The 21,286-nt window shown below is 27.4% G+C and carries 21 protein-coding genes and 1 pseudogene; 5 read left to right on the forward strand and 17 right to left on the reverse strand.

Annotation, left to right across the window (positions count from 1 at the left end; genetic code table 11):
* The first annotated feature begins 8 nt into the window (after positions 1 to 8).
* From ABIV_RS07725 to ABIV_RS13695, 3 genes and pseudogenes are all read left to right on the forward strand, one after another.
* A complete protein-coding gene (locus tag ABIV_RS07725; RefSeq protein ID WP_114839320.1) occupies positions 9 to 1,358 on the forward strand; it encodes a TolC family protein in 1,350 nt (449 codons plus the stop codon).
* The gene (locus ABIV_RS07730) at positions 1,355 to 2,110 is read left to right on the forward strand and encodes an efflux RND transporter periplasmic adaptor subunit (RefSeq protein WP_114839321.1); all 756 of its coding nucleotides are present in this window, start codon (positions 1,355 to 1,357) and stop codon (positions 2,108 to 2,110) included. The genes ABIV_RS07725 and ABIV_RS07730 overlap by 4 nt, the downstream gene beginning before the upstream one ends.
* Positions 2,103 to 5,300, forward strand: a pseudogene (locus tag ABIV_RS13695) (efflux RND transporter permease subunit). The gene ABIV_RS07730 and the pseudogene ABIV_RS13695 overlap by 8 nt, the downstream one beginning before the upstream one ends.
* On the opposite strand, the gene ABIV_RS07745 reads toward ABIV_RS13695, so the two are convergent.
* The 14 genes from ABIV_RS07745 to rplI all read right to left on the reverse strand — a co-directional run bounded on the left by ABIV_RS07745 (position 5,293) and on the right by rplI (position 16,286).
* Complete coding sequence (locus tag ABIV_RS07745; protein WP_114839324.1) at positions 5,293 to 7,419, reverse strand: ATP-binding protein; 2,127 nt, start codon at positions 7,417 to 7,419, stop codon at positions 5,293 to 5,295. The pseudogene ABIV_RS13695 and the gene ABIV_RS07745 overlap by 8 nt on opposite strands.
* Entirely contained in the window at positions 7,416 to 7,877 is a 462-nt protein-coding gene (locus ABIV_RS07750; protein ID WP_114839325.1) for an N-acetyltransferase, read from the reverse strand. Before ABIV_RS07750 ends, ABIV_RS07745 begins: the two co-directional genes overlap by 4 nt.
* On the reverse strand, positions 7,867 to 8,469 hold the full coding sequence (gene yihA / locus ABIV_RS07755; protein WP_114839326.1) for a ribosome biogenesis GTP-binding protein YihA/YsxC: 603 nt from the start codon (positions 8,467 to 8,469) through the stop codon (positions 7,867 to 7,869). Before yihA ends, ABIV_RS07750 begins: the two co-directional genes overlap by 11 nt.
* Positions 8,469 to 8,957 carry an LptA/OstA family protein gene (locus ABIV_RS07760; protein ID WP_114839327.1) on the reverse strand — a complete coding sequence of 163 codons (489 nt, stop codon included), beginning with the start codon at positions 8,955 to 8,957 and terminating at the stop codon, positions 8,469 to 8,471. The genes yihA and ABIV_RS07760 overlap by 1 nt, the downstream gene beginning before the upstream one ends.
* A gap of 17 nt (positions 8,958 to 8,974) precedes the next feature.
* On the reverse strand, positions 8,975 to 9,502 hold the full coding sequence (locus ABIV_RS07765; protein WP_114839328.1) for a hypothetical protein: 528 nt from the start codon (positions 9,500 to 9,502) through the stop codon (positions 8,975 to 8,977).
* Positions 9,493 to 9,990, reverse strand: a complete 498-nt coding sequence (locus ABIV_RS07770) for a KdsC family phosphatase (protein WP_114839329.1) — start codon at positions 9,988 to 9,990, stop codon at positions 9,493 to 9,495. Before ABIV_RS07770 ends, ABIV_RS07765 begins: the two co-directional genes overlap by 10 nt.
* Positions 9,987 to 10,559 carry an imidazoleglycerol-phosphate dehydratase HisB gene (hisB, locus tag ABIV_RS07775; RefSeq protein WP_114839330.1) on the reverse strand — a complete coding sequence of 191 codons (573 nt, stop codon included), beginning with the start codon at positions 10,557 to 10,559 and terminating at the stop codon, positions 9,987 to 9,989. Before hisB ends, ABIV_RS07770 begins: the two co-directional genes overlap by 4 nt.
* 8 nt (positions 10,560 to 10,567) lie before the next feature.
* Complete coding sequence (locus ABIV_RS07780) at positions 10,568 to 11,377, reverse strand: septal ring lytic transglycosylase RlpA family protein (RefSeq protein WP_114839331.1); 810 nt, start codon at positions 11,375 to 11,377, stop codon at positions 10,568 to 10,570.
* Positions 11,364 to 12,770, reverse strand: coding sequence for a lytic transglycosylase domain-containing protein (locus ABIV_RS07785; protein WP_114839332.1), 1,407 nt, complete (start codon positions 12,768 to 12,770; stop codon positions 11,364 to 11,366). The genes ABIV_RS07780 and ABIV_RS07785 overlap by 14 nt, the downstream gene beginning before the upstream one ends.
* A gap of 37 nt (positions 12,771 to 12,807) precedes the next feature.
* A complete protein-coding gene (locus ABIV_RS07790) occupies positions 12,808 to 13,596 on the reverse strand; it encodes a TatD family hydrolase (RefSeq protein ID WP_114839333.1) in 789 nt (262 codons plus the stop codon).
* Complete coding sequence (locus tag ABIV_RS07795; protein WP_114839334.1) at positions 13,593 to 13,901, reverse strand: hypothetical protein; 309 nt, start codon at positions 13,899 to 13,901, stop codon at positions 13,593 to 13,595. The genes ABIV_RS07790 and ABIV_RS07795 overlap by 4 nt, the downstream gene beginning before the upstream one ends.
* Before the next feature lie 63 nt (positions 13,902 to 13,964).
* Positions 13,965 to 15,293: an HslU--HslV peptidase ATPase subunit gene (gene hslU, locus ABIV_RS07800; protein ID WP_114839335.1), complete on the reverse strand. Its 1,329-nt coding sequence runs from the start codon at positions 15,291 to 15,293 to the stop codon at positions 13,965 to 13,967.
* Positions 15,294 to 15,300: 7 nt separating this feature from the next.
* Positions 15,301 to 15,837, reverse strand: a complete 537-nt coding sequence (hslV, locus tag ABIV_RS07805) for an ATP-dependent protease subunit HslV (RefSeq protein WP_114839336.1) — start codon at positions 15,835 to 15,837, stop codon at positions 15,301 to 15,303.
* Positions 15,837 to 16,286, reverse strand: coding sequence for a 50S ribosomal protein L9 (rplI, locus tag ABIV_RS07810; RefSeq protein ID WP_114839337.1), 450 nt, complete (start codon positions 16,284 to 16,286; stop codon positions 15,837 to 15,839). Before rplI ends, hslV begins: the two co-directional genes overlap by 1 nt.
* Positions 16,287 to 16,448: 162 nt before the next feature.
* Here rplI and ABIV_RS07815 point away from each other — a divergent pair, with 162 nt between their 5' ends.
* Both ABIV_RS07815 and ABIV_RS07820 read left to right on the forward strand, forming a co-directional pair.
* On the forward strand, positions 16,449 to 17,792 hold the full coding sequence (locus ABIV_RS07815) for a c-type cytochrome (protein ID WP_114839338.1): 1,344 nt from the start codon (positions 16,449 to 16,451) through the stop codon (positions 17,790 to 17,792).
* Entirely contained in the window at positions 17,792 to 18,985 is a 1,194-nt protein-coding gene (locus tag ABIV_RS07820; RefSeq protein WP_114839339.1) for a hypothetical protein, read from the forward strand. Before ABIV_RS07815 ends, ABIV_RS07820 begins: the two co-directional genes overlap by 1 nt.
* Before the next feature lie 32 nt (positions 18,986 to 19,017).
* On the opposite strand, the gene ABIV_RS07825 is transcribed toward ABIV_RS07820, so the two are convergent.
* The 3 genes from ABIV_RS07825 to ABIV_RS07835 form a co-directional block, all read right to left on the reverse strand.
* Positions 19,018 to 19,689, reverse strand: coding sequence for a response regulator transcription factor (locus tag ABIV_RS07825; RefSeq protein ID WP_114839340.1), 672 nt, complete (start codon positions 19,687 to 19,689; stop codon positions 19,018 to 19,020).
* 94 nt (positions 19,690 to 19,783) lie between these two features.
* Complete coding sequence (locus ABIV_RS07830) at positions 19,784 to 20,425, reverse strand: CBS domain-containing protein (protein ID WP_114839341.1); 642 nt, start codon at positions 20,423 to 20,425, stop codon at positions 19,784 to 19,786.
* Between the two features lie 20 nt (positions 20,426 to 20,445).
* Complete coding sequence (locus tag ABIV_RS07835; protein ID WP_114839342.1) at positions 20,446 to 21,087, reverse strand: recombinase family protein; 642 nt, start codon at positions 21,085 to 21,087, stop codon at positions 20,446 to 20,448.
* Positions 21,088 to 21,286: the final 199 nt, after the last annotated feature.

A 21,286-nucleotide genomic window follows, 5' to 3' on the forward strand; every position in this document is an offset into this window, starting at 1 on the left:
GAGCAGATATGCATAAGTTGATATTATATTTATTATTACTATCAACTCTTAGTTTTTCTCAAACAATTTCTTTTGAAAAAGCTCTTAACAGTACTTTAGAAAATAGTAAAAAAATAAAGCAACAAAAGATTGAGATTGAAGAGAAAAATCAAGATTTAGTTAAAATCAAATCTTACTCTTTAGGAAATTTAAATCTAATTCACGAAGCAAGTAAAACAAACCATGCTGGTTATGTCTTTAATTATAAACTCTCTTCAAGAGAGGCTACTTTTGAGGATTTTGGTTTTTCTCAATTTAAAGAGCCCATAAATACAGAACCAAAAGATTTAAACTACCCAGAAAGTAGAAAAAATTTTAATAGTAAAATCACTTATAATATCCCTTTGTTCACAGGTTTTAAACTCTCAAACCAAGAAGATATGATTAGCTTACAAAAAAAAGCAGAAGAGATTAAATTAAATATCAATGTAAATCATCTATCACTAGAGGTATTAAAAGCATATAATAATAGTGTTGTGGCTAAAAAGTTTGTAAAAGCCGCACAAGAGGCAAAAATAGCAGTTGAAAAATATGAAACCATAGCCTATGAGTTTTATAAAGAGGGTTTAGTTACTAAAATTGATAAAAAACAGGCTCAAGTTAAAAAATTAAATGCCCAAAGTACTTTAATTGAAGCTCAAAATAATTTTGAACTCTCATTAGCTTATCTTTCATTCTTAACAGGAATTGAAAATATCTCAGATGTAGAAGAGCTAAAAAGTTATGAAGTAGATATAAATGAACAAAGTGCATTTGAAAAAGCTTTAGAGACAAGAGATGAAATAAAGATTATTAAAACTGCAAATGATATTTATAAAAAGAATATCAGTTTAAATAGAGCCTCTTATTATCCCAATATTTACTCTCATTTAGAGTATGGAATAAATGATAATAAAATCACAAGTAATGATGAAAAGGATTACTACTTAGCCCTAATTGGAATAAAAATTGCACTTTTTGACCCAAGTAGAGCAAGTGATTTGGAGAAGAGTAAATTAGAGTATAAAAAATCTTTATTACAAAAACAAGAGTTAGAAGATAGTATTAAATTAGAAATCAAAAAAGCTAAACTTACATTAAAAGCAAAAACAAAAGTTTTAAAAGAGAAACTTAAAGCAAAAGAGTTAGCTCTAGATGTCTTAGAACAATCAAAACTAATGTATAAAAATAAACTAATTTCAATGTCTGAACTTCTTAAACAAGAGGCTATTTATAGAAATAATGAAGCTTTATATATACTTGCTTTATATGAAAAATCTTTAGCTCTTGCAACTCTTAATTTAGCAATTGGAAATAATCTTTTTGGAGAAAATATATGAAAAAAATTTTAATCTTAACTATTTTATTAATTATAAATTTACAAGCAATGGAAATAAGTGGTACAGTAATCTCTGATAATGAAAAGATTATCTCAAGTAAATTTATGGGACTTATCAAAAAAGTTTATGTAAAAGAGGGAGATTTTGTAAAAAAAGGAGATTCTCTTTATTCAATTGACTCTTCTAATATTGATAGTTTAAAAAAAGAGGCTTTGTATAATAAAGAGATGTTAGAGAATAGTCTTGCAAATATTAAATTAAATTATGAGAGATATAAAAGACTATATGAGAAGGATTTAGTTGCAAAATATGAATTAGAGCAATTAAAACTACAACTTGACAATACAAAAAATTTACTAAATATTGCAAAAGCAAAAATAAAAGAAGTAAATACTCAATATGAATATCTAAATATAAAAGCTTCAAATAATGGCTTAATTATTAAAAAGAGTATAAAAGAAGGAGAGATTGCTATTCCTTCTATGCCAGCACTTATTTTAACAGATTTAGACTCTTTAAAAATAAAAACATCTATTCCTGAAAGTGCCCTACAAAGAGTAAAAATTGGAACAAAGGTAAAAGTATTTATTGAATCATTAGCTTTTCAAACTGAAGGTAAAATCACTTCAATTATTCCAGATACTCAAAGTATGACTCACTCTTTTATTGTAAAAATAGATTTTGATAAACAAGATAAAAAACTCTACCCAGGTATGTATGCAAAACTCTTTTTGGAATTTGTAAATGAATAATGAATTAAATATTGCAGGAAGGCTTGCTAAAACTTTTATTGAGCACCCTCTTACAGCTATTTTAGCGATATTTATCCTTACTTTAGGTTTTATCTCTTTGGAGTTTATGCCAAGGGAAGAGAATCCTCAAATAAAAGTAAGTGGTGGAGCTGTAATAGTTGCTCTTCCTGGTGCAAAACCAAGTGAAATTCAAAAAGTTATTATTGAGCCTTTAGAGAAAAAAATTAGAGAAATAGAAGGAGTAGAACATATCTACTCTTATGCAAAAGACTCTTTAGGCATTGTTCAAGTGCAATATTTTATTGGAGAAGATAAAGAAGAGTCAAATTTAAAACTTTATGACCAAGTAATGAGAAATATGGATATGCTTCCTAAAGGAGCTTTTCCTCCTATAGTAAAAACAATGGATATAGATACAGATATTCCAATTGCAACTATTGCTTTTTATGCAAAAGATAACTCTATTTCAAAGGCAGAACTTTTTAATGAAGTAAGTAAGTTAGGACATGAAATAAACAAAATTGAGAATGTTGCTCTTGTTGATTTAAAAGGAGAAAAAAAAGACCAATATAATATAAATATAGATGCGAATAAACTCTCACAATATAATCTATCTTTAGGTCAAATTGCAAATAGAATAAAAGCCTTAGCACATACTTCTTCAACTATAACAAGTGACAATTTTCAAAATGATTTAACAATTTTGAATATCAAAAATGCAATCGAATCAAAAGAGGATTTAGAGAATATTATTGTTTCATATAATTTTGGAATAGCTATCTATTTAAAAGATATAGCAAGGATTGAAAAGTCTCATGATATTCAAAATAAAAAAGAAGCAGTACTTTATACAAAAGAGTTAAAAGATGGTATCTCTCAAGTAACATTGACTATCTCTAAATTAAAAGGAACAAACTCAGTTACTATAAATGAAAAAGTCTTCTCTTTTATGCAAGAACAAAAAGAGGAATTTGCTAAAAAAGGAATTAAATATGTAATTACAAGAGATGATGGTTATACAGCAAATAATGCCGTTAACTCTTTAGTACAAAACCTTTTAATTTCAATTGTAATTATAGCTATCTTACTAATTTTTTCACTTGGACTAAAGGAGGCTATGATTGTATCATTATTAGTTCCTATGATTTTATCTCTTACTCTTTTTATAGGATTCTTATTTGATGAGACCATAAATAGAATCACCCTTTTTGCTCTTATAGTTAGTTTAGGTATGTTGGTTGATGCAGCTATTATTGTTATTGAAAATATAGTAAGACATAAAAAAGAGGATAAAAATGTTACTGATATAAAAACTCTTTCAATAAATGCAACAAATGAGATAGGAAATGCAACAAATATTGCAACAATTGCTATTATTATGACTTTTATACCTATGTTCTTTGTTGGGGGAATGATGGGTCAATTTATGCACCCTCTTCCTGTTTTTGTTCCTATTGCACTTATTGTTTCACTAATAGTTGCATATGTTTTTACTCCATATTTAGTAAAAAAATTTTTATAAGGGTTGAAGATGAAATTAGAAAAATTTATTTATTCAATACTTGAAAACCCTTCAAAATCTTTAATGATATATCTTATCACTTTAGTTTTATTTATTTTAAGTGTTTTAACCTTTCCAACAGAGATTACAAAAGCAAAAATGTTGCCAAGTAAAGATTCTGATACTTTTTCTGTATATGTAGATTTAAAAGATGGTTCTTCTACTTCACAAACTAAAGAAGTTACTTCATGTATTTCGCAGATACTAATAAATAAAGAGCTAGTTACAGATATCTCTGTTTTTATTGCAGAAGGCCAACCTTTAGATTTTGCAGCTTTAGTTAAGCAAAGTGCTTTAAAAGATAAACAATCTCAAGCTGAAATAATGGTAAATATTAAAAAAGCTTCACAAAGAGATATTCAAAGTTATAATTTTGTAAGTGAGATAAGAGAAGAGTTACAAAAGAGATGTTCACAATATGATGCAAATATAAAACTTATTGAATTACCTGCTGGTCCTCCTGTATTAGCCTCAATTGTTGCAGAAATTTATGGAGGAGACTCTTTTGAAAATAGAAGAGAATTTGCTGAAAAAGTAGCAGCTATTTTAAAGAAGCAAAAAACCTTAGTTGATGTTGATATTATGGCTGATGAGGCTTATAATAAGTTTGAAATAAAACTTGATAACAATAAAATCATACAAAGTGGTATCTCATTAGAACAAGTTAAAAATAGCATCTATTTAGCCTATGAAGGTCTAGAAATAGCTGTTGTAAATGAAAGTGATAAACAAAGCCAAATACCAATTTTTTTAAGACTAAATGAAAATAGAATTTTCAAAAGTAATGATAAAGAGGCTATTGTAGAAGAGTTTTCAAAATTAAAACTTATAAATAAACATGGTTTCACTGTTCCTTTAAGTGAACTTATCTCAATAAAAAAAGTTCAAAAAGAAGCAACACTTACTTCAAAAAATTTAGCTTCTATGATAAATGTTATTGCTGAAACAAATAAAGATAGTCAAATCTACCCTCTACTTGATGCAAGGAATGATTTTTTAGAAAACTTTGATGATAAATATGAAGTAACAAAAGCTGATATGCTAAATCTTGAATTTACAAATAAACTTACAAATGAGAAGTTTAAATTAGTTTGGGATGGAGAGTTAAAAGTCACAATAGATACTTTTATAGATTTAGGTGGAGCTTTTATTATTGCTCTTGTACTAATCTTCTTTTTAATGGTTGTATATTATAAAAGTTTTGCTCTTTCAGGAGGAATTGTTCTTGCAAGTTTTATTTCAATAATTGGAGTTATCTTTGCTCATATAATTATGGATTTAATTACAAGTGATACTTTTTATTTAACTGCAACTTCTTTAATAGGTTTTATTGGTCTTATTGGAATAAACTCAAGAAACTCAACACTTATTATCGATTTTTCTAAACAGTTAGTAGAGGAAAAAGGTCTTAGTATAAATGAAGCAATTGCAAAAGCAACAGCAACACGTTCAAAACCTATTATTTTAACAGTTTTAACAATGGTTTTTGCTTCAACATTATTAGCTACTGATGCTGTATTTGGTGGCTTAGGAGTTGCTTTAATTGGAGGAACATTAATATCTTATATAGTATCAATGTTCTTTGTTCCTGTGATTATCAAAAATCATCTTAATAAAATTATTAATTAGGCAAAAATGGTATCTTAATTCTAAAAATAGCTCCCTCTGAGCTATTTTTAATTGATAACTCTCCCTTACAATGGTCATTAACAATAATCTTACTCATATAAAGACCTAATCCCGTTCCCTCTTTTGATTTTTTAGTTGAGAAATATGGATCAAAGATTTTTTCCATAATCATTTCAGGGACTCCTCCCCCATTATCACTTATTTCAATAAAACAAAAATCATCTTCACATGAAGTTGAAATTTTGATTTCTCCTTTTTCAACCTTATTTTCTAAAATAGCATCTTCTGCATTTTTAATAAGGTTTAAAACCACTTGATTTACTTCCGAAGCAAAAACATTAACACTCTCATAACAGTTGAAATTTACTGTTAGTTTTATATTATTCCCCTCTAATGAATTTCTTATAATATTTATTGAGTTTGAAACAATACTCTCTAAGGTAGTCTCTATTTTTTGTTTATCTGATTTAAAGAAGTTTCTAAAATCATCAATAGTATTTGATAAGTGTTGAGAATAATCAGAAATCAAAGAAATTTCTCTTCTTAGGTTTTCATCACTTGGTCGATCTTTAATCATCATACGAAGTAATAAATTATTTGTAGTAGCAGAGATTGCCGTTAAGGGTTGTCTCCATTGATGAGCAATCATAGAGATCATCTCTCCCATTTGAGCCAATCTACTTTGTTGAAGAAGTTGTTTTGTTTTTTCTTCATTCTTTTTTACTTCTTGTTTTACTTTATCTTCTAGATTATGAGTTAAAATATTTAACTCCTCTTCCATCTCTTTTCTTTTATCAATATCCCTTAAAACAACATGTATTAAGTTTTTATCATCAAGAGTAATTGTAGTAAAAACAACTTCTAGCCAAATATTTTTACTTCTTTTATTTTTAAAAACAAATTCAAAAGAGTTAGAACCTTTTTCAATTGCAGTATCAAGCATTTTATATATATTAAAAACCGAAGAGAGCCCACTTGGTTGTTTTGTAGGGAAAAGGTCTGAAAGTTCTAAATCTAAAAACTCTTGTTTATTTTTATACTTTAATATTCTTAATGCAGAATCATTACAATCCATAATCTCTTTTGTTTCTAAAAGCATTAATAAAATACCATCTGTTGACTCATGGTAAATCTTTTCAAAAAGCTCTTTTTGTTTTGCAACTTGCTTAGTCTTTTGTTCTAACTCTTTTGTCTTTTTTTCAATCTCTTCATTAGCTTCTTGAAGTTTTTTATTATGTCTATTTAAAATATATTGTCTGTATGATAAAATTAGTAAAACTAAAATACCAATAAAACTAATTTCCCAAAATCTAGAATAATCAACAATACTCTCAAGCCTTACAGACAACCATCTATTTTTTATCTCATTTGATTCTTTATGAGTTATTGATTCAATTCCCTTATTTATAATTGGAATAAGCTCTTCATAATCACTTCTAACCATAAATCTAACATCAAAGTTAAACTCAGTAGTTCCACTTATTTTTATATCTTTAAAGCCATAATCTGCAATGATAAGAGATAACACAGGTAAAATATCAATTACAGCATAAACCTCTCCTTTTGAAAGAAGTTTTAAGGCTTCAATATTATCTTTAACCTCTACAAACTCTACTTCTGGATATTTGCTTTTTAATATTTGATATGTACTATAAAATTTACCCACAGCTACTTTTTTATTGTTTAATGATTCTGTACTAGAGATATATTGTTTATCTAAAGTTGTAGCAATTGCTATTGGATAAGAAACATAAGGTTTAGAAAATCTACCATAATATAATTTATTGTCAGTAATTGCTGTAGATAAAGCTACATCTGCTTTTTTCTCTTTAATTAAAGTAATTGCATCTTGAAAACTATCAACTGCTTTACATTCTGAATCAATTAAAGTTTTATTTTTAACTAACTCCCAAAAATCATGAGAAATACCTACTAATTTACCATTTTCTTCATAATTAAAAGGTGGCCAGTTTTTTGTTACTACACATTTGATATGTTTTTCGATTAAAAAGAGTTTTTCCTCTTTTGTAAGATTAATTAAATTAGTTTTGTAGATAACTGAAGAATCTGCTTTTAATAAAAGAAAAGTACTAATTACTAAAAGCAGAATTTTTTTCATAAGTCGTATACCATTGCTATTTCTTCACAAATAGGGAAGTGTTTGCATCTAATACAATCTGCCCAAATTTTATGTTCAGGAATATCTTCTTTCTCAATTTTTGTAAAACCTACGCTTTCAAAGAAACCTTGTTCATAAGTTAAAGATAAAATCTGTTGAAGTTTATATTTTTTTGCTTCTTCAATACAGGCCTGTACAAGTTTTTGTCCAAGTTTTAAGCCTCTAAATTTTTTAGATACAACTAAACTTCTAACTTCTGCTAATCTGCAAGAATGAATATGTAAAGCTGTAAAACCTGCCATCTCTCCATCTACTTCAACAATAGTATAAGATCTTATAGTATTAGCCATTTCATCTTCTGTTCGAAGAAGAATTTTTCCACTTTCTACTTCTTCTTTTACTAATGCTTGCATTGAAGCAATATGAGTTACATCAGGTTTATAAAATTTAATTTCCAAATAAGTATCCTGTAATTCTATTTTGAAGTGCTTCTAAACCTTTTTTCTTTAAATTAGAGATAAAAACACCATCTGGGTAAGCTCTTTTTAGTTTTTGTAAATCATTTTGTTTTAATTTATCAATTTTTGTAAAAGCATGAAGAATAATCTGATCTCCTCTTTTAATAGTTGATAAAAACTCATCAACATTTCTATCAATATCTAATTCAGGATGTCTTGCATCAATTAAATGAACAAAAATTTGTAAACAAGGTCTCTCTTCTAAATATCCTGTTAAATTCTTATTCCACTCTCTTTTTAAACTCTTTGATACTTTTGCATAACCAAATCCTGGTAAATCAACAAATCTAGCATAAAGATAAGGTAACTCTTCATTTCCTGTTTTGAATTTAATTTCAAAATAATTAATTAATTGAGTCTTTCCTGGAGTAGAAGAAGATTTAGCTAAACCTTTTCTATTTGTTAAAGTATTTAATAAAGAAGATTTACCTACATTTGATCTTCCTAAAAAAGCAACTTCTGCTCTATCAGGTGCTGGAGAATCTACAATACTTTGAGCTGAAGTTAAAAACTGTGCATCTACTATTTTCATTATTTTTTACCACTATCAATATTTAAAATAAACCTTACTGGTTTATTATCTGTCCCACTAACTTTTGCATTTCCTGTCTCTTGATTAATAAAAATCTTCTCTCCATAAAGCTTTCTATCTTCTGTTACTTCATTTAAGTAACCTTTTCCAATTACAGTATATTCAAGTTTTTTAGGATCATAAATTACTTTATTACCTTTTCCATTATAGTGTTTACCATTTGAAAAAATTGTAAAACTTACATTTCCAGTAGCAATATATTTTAAAGGCTCTAAGTTTTTACCTTTTGCATTAGGCGTCATAAAAACTTCTAATTTATCTGAATTAAGCCTATCTTTTGCCATTTTTAATTTTACATTTCCTGTAAAGATTGAAATACCTTTATTATCATCTGTTTCAAAGTTTTTTGCATCAATTATAAGTTTTTCACTACTTGCATTAGCAAAAGCCAAAGTAGATAGCAGTGCTAGTTTTAATAATAGTTTCATAAAATATTTTCCTTCATCTATTTTTTCATATCAATTTCAAAATGAGTATTATTTGATTTCATATAATAACTCTTCATATCTAAATAAAGATTCTCTCCATTGATTAAATTATTGTTATATATACCATTAAATGGTAAAGTATTAGTAACAACTTCATCTTTTACATTATAAAAAAGCTCATCTGTATCTAAAGCTATAATATTATCTCTTCTAAATCTTACATTTTTAAAAAACTTATAGATATCAGCTCTTTTAACTATTACATCAGAATATAAAACATCTGTAACATAATTATTATCTTTATCTAATTTTTTAAGAGTTAATGCACCTTCATGCATTACATCTCTCTCTTTAAACCTAAAAACCTCTTTTGCATAAACAATTCTATTCATACTATCAGTTGTAAGTGTATACATTGTAGAATCATTAAAAACTAATAAAGGTATCTCTTGCTCACTATTTTTTTTAACTATATTTTTAACCGGAATAAAATAACTAGTTACTGATAAAACTAAAAGAATTAAAACAAATGCTCTTATAGCCATGAGTTTATAAATTCCTCTTCAATACCATCTTCTTTTACTATATATTCAATCATCTCTCTTACTGCACCACTTCCACCAAAGGCTTCACACTTAATATTAACAATATCTTTTATATATTTTGACCCATTTGCAGGAGTAAATGAAAGTCCAGCTTTTTTTAACATTTTATAATCATTTAAATCATCTCCAATTACAGCAACTTCATGCCAAGAGATATTCTCTTCTTTTAAAATATTTTCTAAAATTTCATCTTTATTATGCACACCTTGGTAAAGATGCGTTATTTTTAAATCTTTTGCTCTTTGCTCTACAATTTTAGATGTTCTACCTGTAATAATAGCTGCTTTTTTATCTAATTTTTTGGTCCATGTTGCAATTGCTAAACCATCAGCTACATCAAAAGATTTTAATTCATCTCCACTATTTGTGTAAGTTATTTGTCCATTTGTTAATGTACCATCAACATCAAGAACAATTAACTTAATCATAAAACACCTTTTGTACTAGGAACACCTAGTTTTTCATTTTTAGCCATAGCTCTTCTTAAAGCTACTGCAAAAGCTTTAAAACTCGCTTCTAAAATATGGTGTTTATTTCTTCCTCTTTCATTAATTATATGACATGTAAGACCGGCATTCATAACTAAAGCATGGAAAAACTCTTCAGCAAGCTCAACATCAAACTCCCCTACTTTTCCACTAACATTAACTTCATAAACTAAAAAAGGTCTATTTGATAAATCTAAGGCACATGTAGTTGCTGCTTCATCCATAACAACTGTCGCATTCCCATATCTTTCTACATTTTCAATTGGAAAAATCTCATCTTTTAAAGCTTTTCCTAAAACAATTCCACAATCTTCTACAGTATGGTGTGCATCAATATGTAAATCTCCATCACAAGATAGTTCAATATCAATACCACTATGTTTTGATAAAGCTTCAAGCATATGGTCAAAAAAACCTACACCTGTATTAATTTTAGATGTTCCATTACCTTTAATATCAAGTTTACATTTAATATCAGTCTCTTTTGTTTTTCTATTAATCTCTGTCATGTTTTTTCCTATTTTGCAATAATTAGTGCACCTTTTAGACCATTTGCTTCTTTAAAATCTTGTGCTTCTTGTTCTGATCTAAATCCACTAATCCAAACTCTATGTAAATCAGTACTTTTAATTATAACATTATATCCATCTTCTAGTATTAGCTCAAATTTTCTTTTTGTAATTTTTGCACCCTCTAATCTACTAAAAGCACCTACTTGAACATAATATCTTCCAACAGTTGCTGTTTCTTGTTTCTCTTCTTCTGTTTGAGCAATTTTTGCATTAAACCCTAAAACAGTAACTCTAACATTTGCTGTTCCTTTTCCAACCATATTAATTGCATGAGCAGCTTTATTTGATAAATCGATAATTCTTCCTGTAATAAAAGGTCCTCTATCATTGATTCTTACAACAACTGATTTCCCATTTTCTAAGTTATCAACTTTTACCATTGAATTCATAGGAAGAGTTTTATGTGCAGCTGTCATTGCATACATATCATACATTTCACCATTTGAAGTTAGTTTTGCATGAAAATTAGGTCCATACCAAGAAGCAATACCAGTTTGAACATCTCCAACCTTTGCTAAAGTAGGATAATACCATTTACCATGAACTTTATAAGGTCTCATAGTTGCACGATGCATTGCTTTTGAATTTTTAATCGCTTGATCACCTAATGGCTTAAAAGTTTTATTCTTCTTTTCACTTCCACCATAATAAGGGATATATGAACCTGATGTAGACTTAGTTGAACAACCTGTAAAAATAATTGTTGCACATACAGTAGAAAAAATAGTAGTTTTTATTGATTTACCTAATAACAATTTTATCTCCAATTTTTAAAAGTGATGTTTTTAAATTATTATCTCTTTTTAATTTTTCAACATTAATTTTATATTTCTTTGCAATTGAATATAAAGAGTCTCCACTTTTAACAGTATAATTTTTTTTATTGCTTGTATAGCTATTATCATTTGAAAATTTTATTTTTCCTATCATATCTTTAGGAATAGGTAAAATAATCTTCTGCTTTAAAGCTAACTTATTTGTTTTTAGCTTATTGTAATCTTTAATTAAACTATATGGAATTCTATATTTTCTTGAAAGTCCATATAAAGTATCACCTCTTTTTACAATGTGAACTACAAATTTAGTATCTTTTATACTATCTTTAGTTTCATTAAATCTACTTAATCTACTATATGGAATATTTATTTCATAAACTTCTTTTGTAGGAGGAATAATTGATTGTTTAATATGTTTATTTAAGCTTAAAAGCTCATCATAACTCATGCCTATTGAGTTTGCAATATTTCGTAGGTGAAGTCCACCTTTTACTTGTACAGTTGCTACTGTAGTAGAGATTCCCATATTTAATAAGTGTGAATTTTCTTCATGTCTAATAAAGCTTTGAGACTTCATCATTGCAAGTGAAATAATTTTTCTAATATATCTTCTACTTTCACTAGGAATATATTGTCTACTAATTTTTGTTTGAACAGTTAATAAATCATTGATATCAGGTTCAATATTCCATTTTTTAACTTCATTATAAACTTTTCTAACTTCTCTAAACTTTACTCTTTTTTCTTGATAGGCTTTTATAATATTTCTATATTCATCAATTTGCTTATCATTTTTCATATGAGGATTTCTTTCAACATATAAATCAATTGTAGCTCTTGCAATGGCTTCAATTACTCTACCTTCACCACAATTATATGCAATTGCAGCAAGATACCACTTCCCAAAAATATCATGTAGTCTATTTAAATAATCTGCTGCTGCTTTAGTTGATTTAATTAAATCCATTCTTTCATCAACATATAAATCATTTTCTAAACCATATCTTTTTCCTGTAGCACTCATAAATTGCCAAAGACCAGTAGCCCTTACTCTTGATTTTGCATCCATTGTAAAGTTTGATTCAGCCATTGCCATATAAATAAATACATCGGGAATACCTTCTTCTCTTAGTATCTCTTTTATTTTTGGAACAAATAACGAAGCCTCATTTAATTTTTCAACATAGTTACTTGAATTATATTTACTTTGATATTGGGTATATACTTTTTGTAGCTTATAATCACTAATAAAAGATGGATTTATATCTAAATCCTCTAAAATTTGTAAGTCTCTTTGAGAGTAAGCTGAACCTATTAGTGATGCATAAGAGTATATAGAAAAAATTAGTATTAGAGAAATTACTCTTTTCAAATATTGTCCTATTTTTTTAAAATAGGAAATATTTTATCTAAATTATTGTAGAAAACTGCTTAAATAACTCTTTTGTATTATTTACAGTAAGTCTCTCAACCTCTGATAAAGGCATTTCAAGTAATTCTGCAACCTTTTGAGCTACAAAAACTGTATAATAAGGCTCATTTCTTTTTCCTCGATGAGGATGAGGAGTTAGGTATGGGCAATCTGTTTCTAGAATCAATTTTTCTAATGGTATTTTAGGTAAAACTTCAACTAATTTTCTAGCATTTTTAAAAGTTAAAACTCCACCTATTCCAAAATAAAAATTATGCTTAGCTAAAGGTAAAAGATGTTCGCTTGCATTGTAGCAATGTAGTACCCCACCAACTTCTTTAGCCTTATACTCTTCTAAAATTATTTTAGAGTCATTTGAAGCTTCTCTGATATGAATAATCAATGGTTTTTTAAGCTTTTTAGCAAGTTCTACTTGGTCAATAAAAACCTCTTTTTGAACTCTTATATTCTCTTTTTTCTCTTCTTCATCTTCTGGTAGTCTATAATAATCTAAACCACATTCACCTACAGCAATACATTTAGGATGAGTAAGATACTCTTCTAAAGTCTTTTTATCATAAGTGTCTATATCATAAGGATGAACACCAGCAGAAAAAAATACTTCTTTATATTTTTCTGCTAGTTTTAAAGCTTTTGGAAGATCTTTTAAGTCTGCACCTGGAATTAAAAAACCTTTAACTCCATTTTCAAGTGCACGGTTAATTACTTCATCAATATCATCTTGATATTGGATATTGTCTAAATGACAATGAGAATCTATAATTATGAGAAATGCCTTTTTTCAATTAAATTTAATAATGAATTTAAATCTTGTAAGTCACTTCCTTTAATCCAAGCATCAATTCCAAAGTTTTTAAATGCTTCATAATCACTATCATCATCAATTATAGCAACTGAAATAAAATTCTCAGCACAAGCTTCATGCTTATTTTCTTCAAAATCAAAAATTGTATTAATATCTATAATAGCAACTTGAGCATCTCCACTACAACCACTTTGAAAATGTTCAACTGTATGTTTACTACTATCAATTAATGATTCTTCAACTTCTTTAAATGTTACAATTTTCATTGACTTACTCCAATTTACAAATTAACTCATTTTATCAAAAATAAAGTTAAACTCTTGCTTATTTTATAAAATATACCTTGCTGTATCCTCATTATCTACTATATCATCTAGTTTTTCTTCAACTAGCTCTTTAGTAATAATAATTTTTTCACCTGCTTTTGTATCTGCTTCAAAAGAGATATCTTCTATAACTTTTTCAATAACTGTATGAAGTCTTCTTGCCCCAATATCCTCAGTTTTTTCATTTGCTGTTACAGAATATTTTGCAAAGGCATGTATTGCTTCATCATCAAACTCTAACTCTACATCTTCAACGGCAAGTAAAGCTTTATATTGTCTAAGCAAAGAATTTTTTGTATTAGTTAAAATTTTATAAAGAGCCTCTTCATCTAAATTTTCTAGTTCGACTCTTAAAGGAAATCTTCCTTGAAGTTCAGGTAATAAATCACTTGGTTTAGAGACATGAAATGCCCCTGCAGCTATAAATAAAATATGGTCTGTTTTTATTTGACCAAATTTAGTATGAACAGAACTTCCTTCAACAATTGGAAGTAAATCTCTTTGAACACCCTCTTTTGATGGATCTTGATTTTGAGATTTTGAACCAGTGGCAATTTTATCAATTTCATCTAAAAAGATAATCCCACCATTTTCTGCTCTTTTAAGAGCTTCAATCTTAATAGCTTCTTGATCAAGTAAACTCTCACTTGCAACATCTTTTAATAGGATTTTTGCATCTTTAATAGTTACTTCTTTTTTTATCTTTTCTTTATTCATTCCACCAAGCATTTTATTAAGACTCTCTTGCATAGAACTCATATCCATAGGGAAAGAAGAATCAATAATCTCTACATGAGCTTTTTTAGGAACTTCAATCTCTATTTTTTTATCATCTAACTCACCTGCAATAAGTTTTTCTTCCATCTTATTATATGTTTTTATAAAAGATTCTCTTGCACTGTCAGTTGCTCCCTCTGGAAGTGGAGGAACTAGAATTTCAATGATTTTTCTATTAATCTCTTCATCAATTTTATCTTTAATTTTTTCTTCAAATTCTTTTGTTACTAAATTAACTGATTCAAAAACTAAATCTCTAATCATTGATTCAACATCTCTTCCTACAAAACCAACTTCTGTATATTTCGATGCTTCTACTTTAATAAAAGGAAGACCCATCATTTTTGAAAGTCTTCTAGCAATCTCAGTTTTACCTACACCAGTACTTCCAATCATTAGAATATTTTTTGGCATAATCTCTTCTTGAAGTTCTGGTTCAACCTTCATTCTTCTATATCTATTTCTTAATGCCAAAGCAATTGTTTTTTTAGCATTATTTTGACCAATTACATAATCATCTAAATATGCAACAATCTCTTTAGGTGTCATATTCATTATATTATTAATCCTCTATCTCTAATATTTTAATATTTTGATTTGTATAAATACAAAGTTCTCCAGCAATCATTAATGACTCTTTTACTAAATCCACTGGTTTTAATTGTGAGTGCTTTGCAAGTGCTCTTGCCGCAGAAATAGCAAAGTTTCCTCCACTTCCAATAGAAGCTATACTTCCATCTTCTGGTTCAACAACATCACCATTTCCAGAAAGAATAAAGATATGTTCTTTATTTAAAACAATCATCATAGCTTCTAATCGTCTAAGAACTTTATCTTTTCTCCACTCTTTAGAGAAAGCAATAACTGCTTTTAATAAATCACCTTTTGTTGTTTCTAAGTGAGCTTCAAACATATCAAAAAGATTAAATGCATCAGCAGTACTTCCTGCAAAGCCTGCTAAAATTTTATCTTTATAAAGTCTTCTAATCTTTGTAGCATTACCTTTTAAAACAGTATTTCCAAAAGTAACTTGACCATCTCCACCTATTACAGCTTGTCCTTGTCCTTTATAAGCAAGTATCGTAGTTGCGTCAAACACTATTCAACTCCTATAATATCCACTTTTAAAGTTGCATGAACTCCATGACCTAATTTACAATCAACTTCAAAAATACCTTCTGCTTTAATTTTTGTTTTTAAAGTTAATGCTTTTTTGTCTAAATCGATATCAAACTGTGTTTTTAACTCTTCACTAATCTCTTTATTAGTTACTGAACCAATTAGGTGTCCATTTGCACCAACTTTGTGTTTAATAGTTAATTTTGTTGAATCTAATTTTTCTCCAAGCTCTTTAGCCTCTTCTAACTCTTGTGCTTCGATTTCAGCTTTTTTTCTTTGTTGTGCTTTAAATTTATTCAGAACTTCGTTTGTTGCATGTAGAGCAAGACCTTTTCCAATTAAAAAATTCTTACCATATCCATCTTTTACCTCTACAACTTCACCTTCTTTTCCAGTTCCCTTAACATCTTTTAATAATAGTACTTTCATAGTATCTCCAATCGTAAAAAGTTGAATATTCTACTATAAGTTGATTGAAGTAAGTATTAATAACCATAGAAATAAAACATAACATAAAATTAACAGTGTAGCATTAACATAGCATTTAAGTTTTGCAAAAATGCAAAATAAATATATATAAGGAGAACAAGAATGGAACAAATTGGAATGTTTCCTCTTTTTTACTTTCCTGAAATAGGCTCAGCCTGGATTATGGGAATTACTGGGACAATTCATATTTTAGCCTCACATACTTCAGTTGGTGCTGCTTTACTCTTTGCATTTCTTGCACATAAGGCATACAAAGAGAATAGAAATGACCTTTATGAGTATATGAAAAAATATGGAATGTTTTTGCTAATATTTTCATATGTTGTTGGCTCTATTACAGGACCAGGTATTTGGTATACTGCAACAGCTGCAAGTCCCAGAGGAATTAGTGCTTTAATCCACAACTTTGTGTGGGTATGGGCAACAGAATGGGTATTTTTTGTTTTTGAAGTAGTTGGTGTTTTTGCCCTCGTTTACTTTATAAATAAAATTGATAAGAAAACTCATCTAAAATTAACTTATGCCTTTGCTTTAGCTTCAGTTGGAACACTATTTTTAATTATCGGAATTATTAGTTTTATGATGTGGCCAGGTAATGATGCCTTTTATCAAACAGGTTCAGTAAGTGATGCTTTCTTTGGACTAACAACTTTTCCTCATCTTTTTCTAAGAATAGGATTTATGATTATGATGTCAGGAGTTATAGGTTTAATTATTGCTTCTGCTTTAGGAAATAAAGAGTTAAGAATAGAACTAACAAAAAAAATGGGTATTATAAGTTTTATTGGAGGTTTTATAACCTTAGTATGTTTTATGTGGTACATGACAACACTACCAGATAATGCAAAACTTTTGCTAGAAATTTATATGGCAGATATGATAATGAATAAGGCTATTTTAATAATAGTATTCTCTTTATATTTTGCACTTGCTATCTTTAAGCCACTTATTATTAATAAACCTTTCTCTATAACTATGCTTTTTATAATTGCTATTTTTGGTCTTTGGCCAGGAGAGAAATTAAGAGAGAGTATTAGAAAACCATATGTGGTAGGTCAATATGTTTATAGTAATCAAATTATGGGAAGAGAAGTTCCTGGTAAGAATATCAAAAATGAAGTAGAGATTATTGCTAAACATGGTTTACTTAAAACAAATATTTGGATTCCCCAAAGACTAAAAACAATTACTGAAGAGAATAAATTAGAAGTTGGAGAAATCTTGACAAAAATAGCTTGTTCAAACTGCCACTCATTAGAGAAGACTGGAAAATTTAGACCACTTCTTGATAAGTTTGTAGGACAAGATAAAGATATGATTAAATCATTTTTACAATACTCTTTAGCAACAGGTGCTATCTCTTATATGCCAAGAATTGACCTACCTGATGAAGAGTTTGACGCAATTGCAACTTGGATTGCAGCACAAAATAGTAAGGAGAACTAATGAATGCTGATATTTTAAATCTATTAAGAGATCCAGCAGGAGTTCCTTTTTATCCTGTTGTATTTCAAGGTCTATATATTTTAACTTGGGCACTTCATGCTTTATTTGTATTTTTATCATTGGGAAGTTTAGGTCTATCTTTATATGGAACTTATAAACAAAAAAGTGATGAAACATGGAAATTTTTAACACCTCATTTACTTCAAACAGGAAAAGTAAGTGTCTCTTTACTTATTGTTTTAGGAGTTGCCCCTTTACTTTTTACTCAAGTAATATATGACCCAAACTGGTATACTATAAACACCCTATCTGGTCTATGGGTTGTTATTTTTATCTATACTTTACTTATAGGTTATAGTATGTATTATTGGTACTATTATGCAAATAAAAAAGGTGCTACTTCTACTAAATTAATAGGTATCATCTCTTTTTTACTGCTACTATTTGCAGGTCTACTTATGCATATCTTTTCAGTACAAGCAATTCAACCTGAAAAATGGTTAGAGTGGTATGCCCCTAATGGCATAATAGATACTTCTGGTTTAACATTTAATCCAGAAACTTTTAGATACCTATTTTTTATAAGTTTAAGTATTCCTGCAGTGGGATTATTTTTACAAAACTATAGTGATTTTTTAGAAAATACTAAAAATGCAAATAAAAAATTTCTCATAAAAATTAAAAATTTTGGAACTAAAATCGCAAGTTCAGGTTTTTTATTAAGTTTAATTCTTTTTTTGATTTGGTCATTAGAAATAGGAAAAGCTACAGATTTTTTTTCATCTTTAATTATACTCTTTGGCTTTTTACTTATTTTTACAACTATTAAATTAAAAAATAGTTATCTTACATCAATATTATTTCTAGTTTTTCTTTTAGTAATTTCTGGATTTAGAGAATATTTAAGATTTAATATAATGAATAATTTAGGATATAACATCTATGAATATCCATTAAATATAGAATGGTCTTCAATTAGTATGTTCATTTTAACTTTTATCTCTTTAGGTGCAGTAGGTGTTACTTTTATTGCAACCATAGCATGGAAAGTTGGAAAAAATGATGGATACTTTGATGCCTCAAAAGATAAAGTAGTTACCCTGCTTGCAAACTCTGTGCTTTGGATTCTTTCTAGTTGGTGTATAGTCTATTTTGCTTGGGGCTTTTATATTCTATTTAAAAACTCTCTATAAAAAAAGAAAGAAGAGTCTTCTCTTCTTCCTTTTTATTTATCAAGGTTTATTTTATATCCATTAGTTCTACTAGAAATAATTATATCACTTCCAATTAACTGTCTCAATTTATGAATATGAAATCTTATTGAACCATTTTTAGATTCACTATTTGCAGGATAAACTCCATTTTCTAAGTTTTCAGAAGAAACAAAAATACCTCTTGATTTTAAAAGATAATCTAATATAAGTAGAGGTTTTTCTCCTAAACTAATCTCTTTTTTATTTTTAAAAATCCTCTTATTAAAAATATCATATTTAATGTTTTTCCCTATCTTTATAAAATCATTACAAATTTTAAATTCTCTTCTTACTAAAGCTTTAATTCTTAATATAAGCTCTTTTTCGTCCATTAAATTTTTTATTAAACATTCATCACAACCACAAATAAAAGATTTTTTTATTAAATTAGGAAGAGAAGAGATAACTAATTTTAAAGTTGAATCTTGAAATTCATTTAATATTTTCATTAATTGAAATCGTGCTAGAGAATCTTCATTTATACCAATAAGATATAAATCGTAATGTTTATAATATATATTTTCAAGAAATTCATTTTCATTCTCACAAATTTCTACAATAAAACCATTTTTTCTAAGTACATCAATAATCTGAGTATTAGAATAGTCTTCATTTTCTAAAACTAAAATCTTTATTGTACTCAAATATATTCTCCAAAATATCTATAGGAAAATATTTTATAATTGATTTATTAATTATTTGTTAGATTGTTTTATTTAAAATAAAAATATATTAAATTTAACCCCAAATTTGTAAAGGGGGAGTATTTGCAATAGCTTTTAAAATATTTGCTCGTGAGACAATTCCTTGAATATTATCATTTTTATCCACAACAGGAATTGCAGTTAAACTAAAATCTACCATTACTTTAGCTACTCTTCTAATATCAGTAACTGGATCAGCCGTAATAACTTCTCTTAATTCTAAAATATCTAAAGTTCTTTGGGCATTATGTTCTGCATATTCTAAATCATTAAATATATATTCTAATAAAACTTTATGAGTTACCATACCTATTATTTTATTAGTCTCTTTGTCAAGTACAGGAATTTGTCTAATTTGCTTCTCTTCCATAATATCAAAGGCTTCTTGAATTGTATTATTTGATTTTAAAGTGATTACCTCAGTATTCATTAAATCACTTATATGAAAGATAGGTTCTTTTGTATCAATGTTTGCAACTTCTTTATACGCTTGTGTTGCATCTTTTTCTAAAAAGTCTTTAAACGATCTTTTTTTATTTTTTACAGAATGATCTTTAGGTAAGCCTTCTTGTACATTGTTTCTAGCTCTTGCTAATGAATCTACATTAGAAAGAGAATAAAGATTGTCTATTGTACTTCTAAAGTTTAAGCCACCCTTATTATAAATTGCAAACATATCATGCTCTCTTCATCTTCCTAGCTAGCAATATCTAAAGTATTAGGAAGATTATGTCTAATATTTCTTTTTTTAACATAGTTATTTAAACCTATGTGATTATTATAACCTAAAAGTTTAGCAATTTTTCTAACAGATAATCCAACTGCTAATAATTCTTCAATTTTATCTCTTTGTTTATCAAATTTAGATTTTTGAATTGTACCTTTTGGTTTACCTAAATTTTCACCTTTTAATTTTTTTGCAGTTAATGCCTCTTTTGTTCTTAAACTCATTAACTCTTTTTCTAAACCAACAGTCATAGAAATAACTCCAAGTATCATTTGAGTTAACATATCTTTATCATCAATTAAATCTAGGTTTTGTTTTATCACAATAATTCTTATTTTGTTAGATAAAAGAAATTTTACAATCTCTAAAATTGTTTCAATTGTTCTTCCAAAAACATTTAAATCATAAACTAAAAGTGTAGAAGATGCTTCACAATTTTTTAAAAACTCTAAAATATTTTTTTCTTGGTCAGGTGTATCAATCTCAATTTCAATATTTTGAGAAATAGAAATATTGTTTTTTTCTACATATTTTTCAATCCCCTCAACTTGAGACTTAGTATAAACTTCATTGTTGTTATTTACTCTTACAAAACTTAAAACTCTAGACATGATATTTCCTTTTACAAAAAGTATTATTTTATATTTATAAATTAACATTTTGTTAAATTTAAGATATAAAAAAGTTATACAAAATGATATACAAACAATGCTTAAAATTAGATTAATTTTTATACAAGCAAAGATAATTATTTTAAAGATTTTTTATAATTCTTTTGAAAATAAAGTGATTTTTGGATAACATCTATTT

Source organism: Halarcobacter bivalviorum, assembly GCF_003346815.1.
In the GTDB taxonomy this organism is placed as follows: Bacteria; Campylobacterota; Campylobacteria; order Campylobacterales; family Arcobacteraceae; genus Halarcobacter; species Halarcobacter bivalviorum.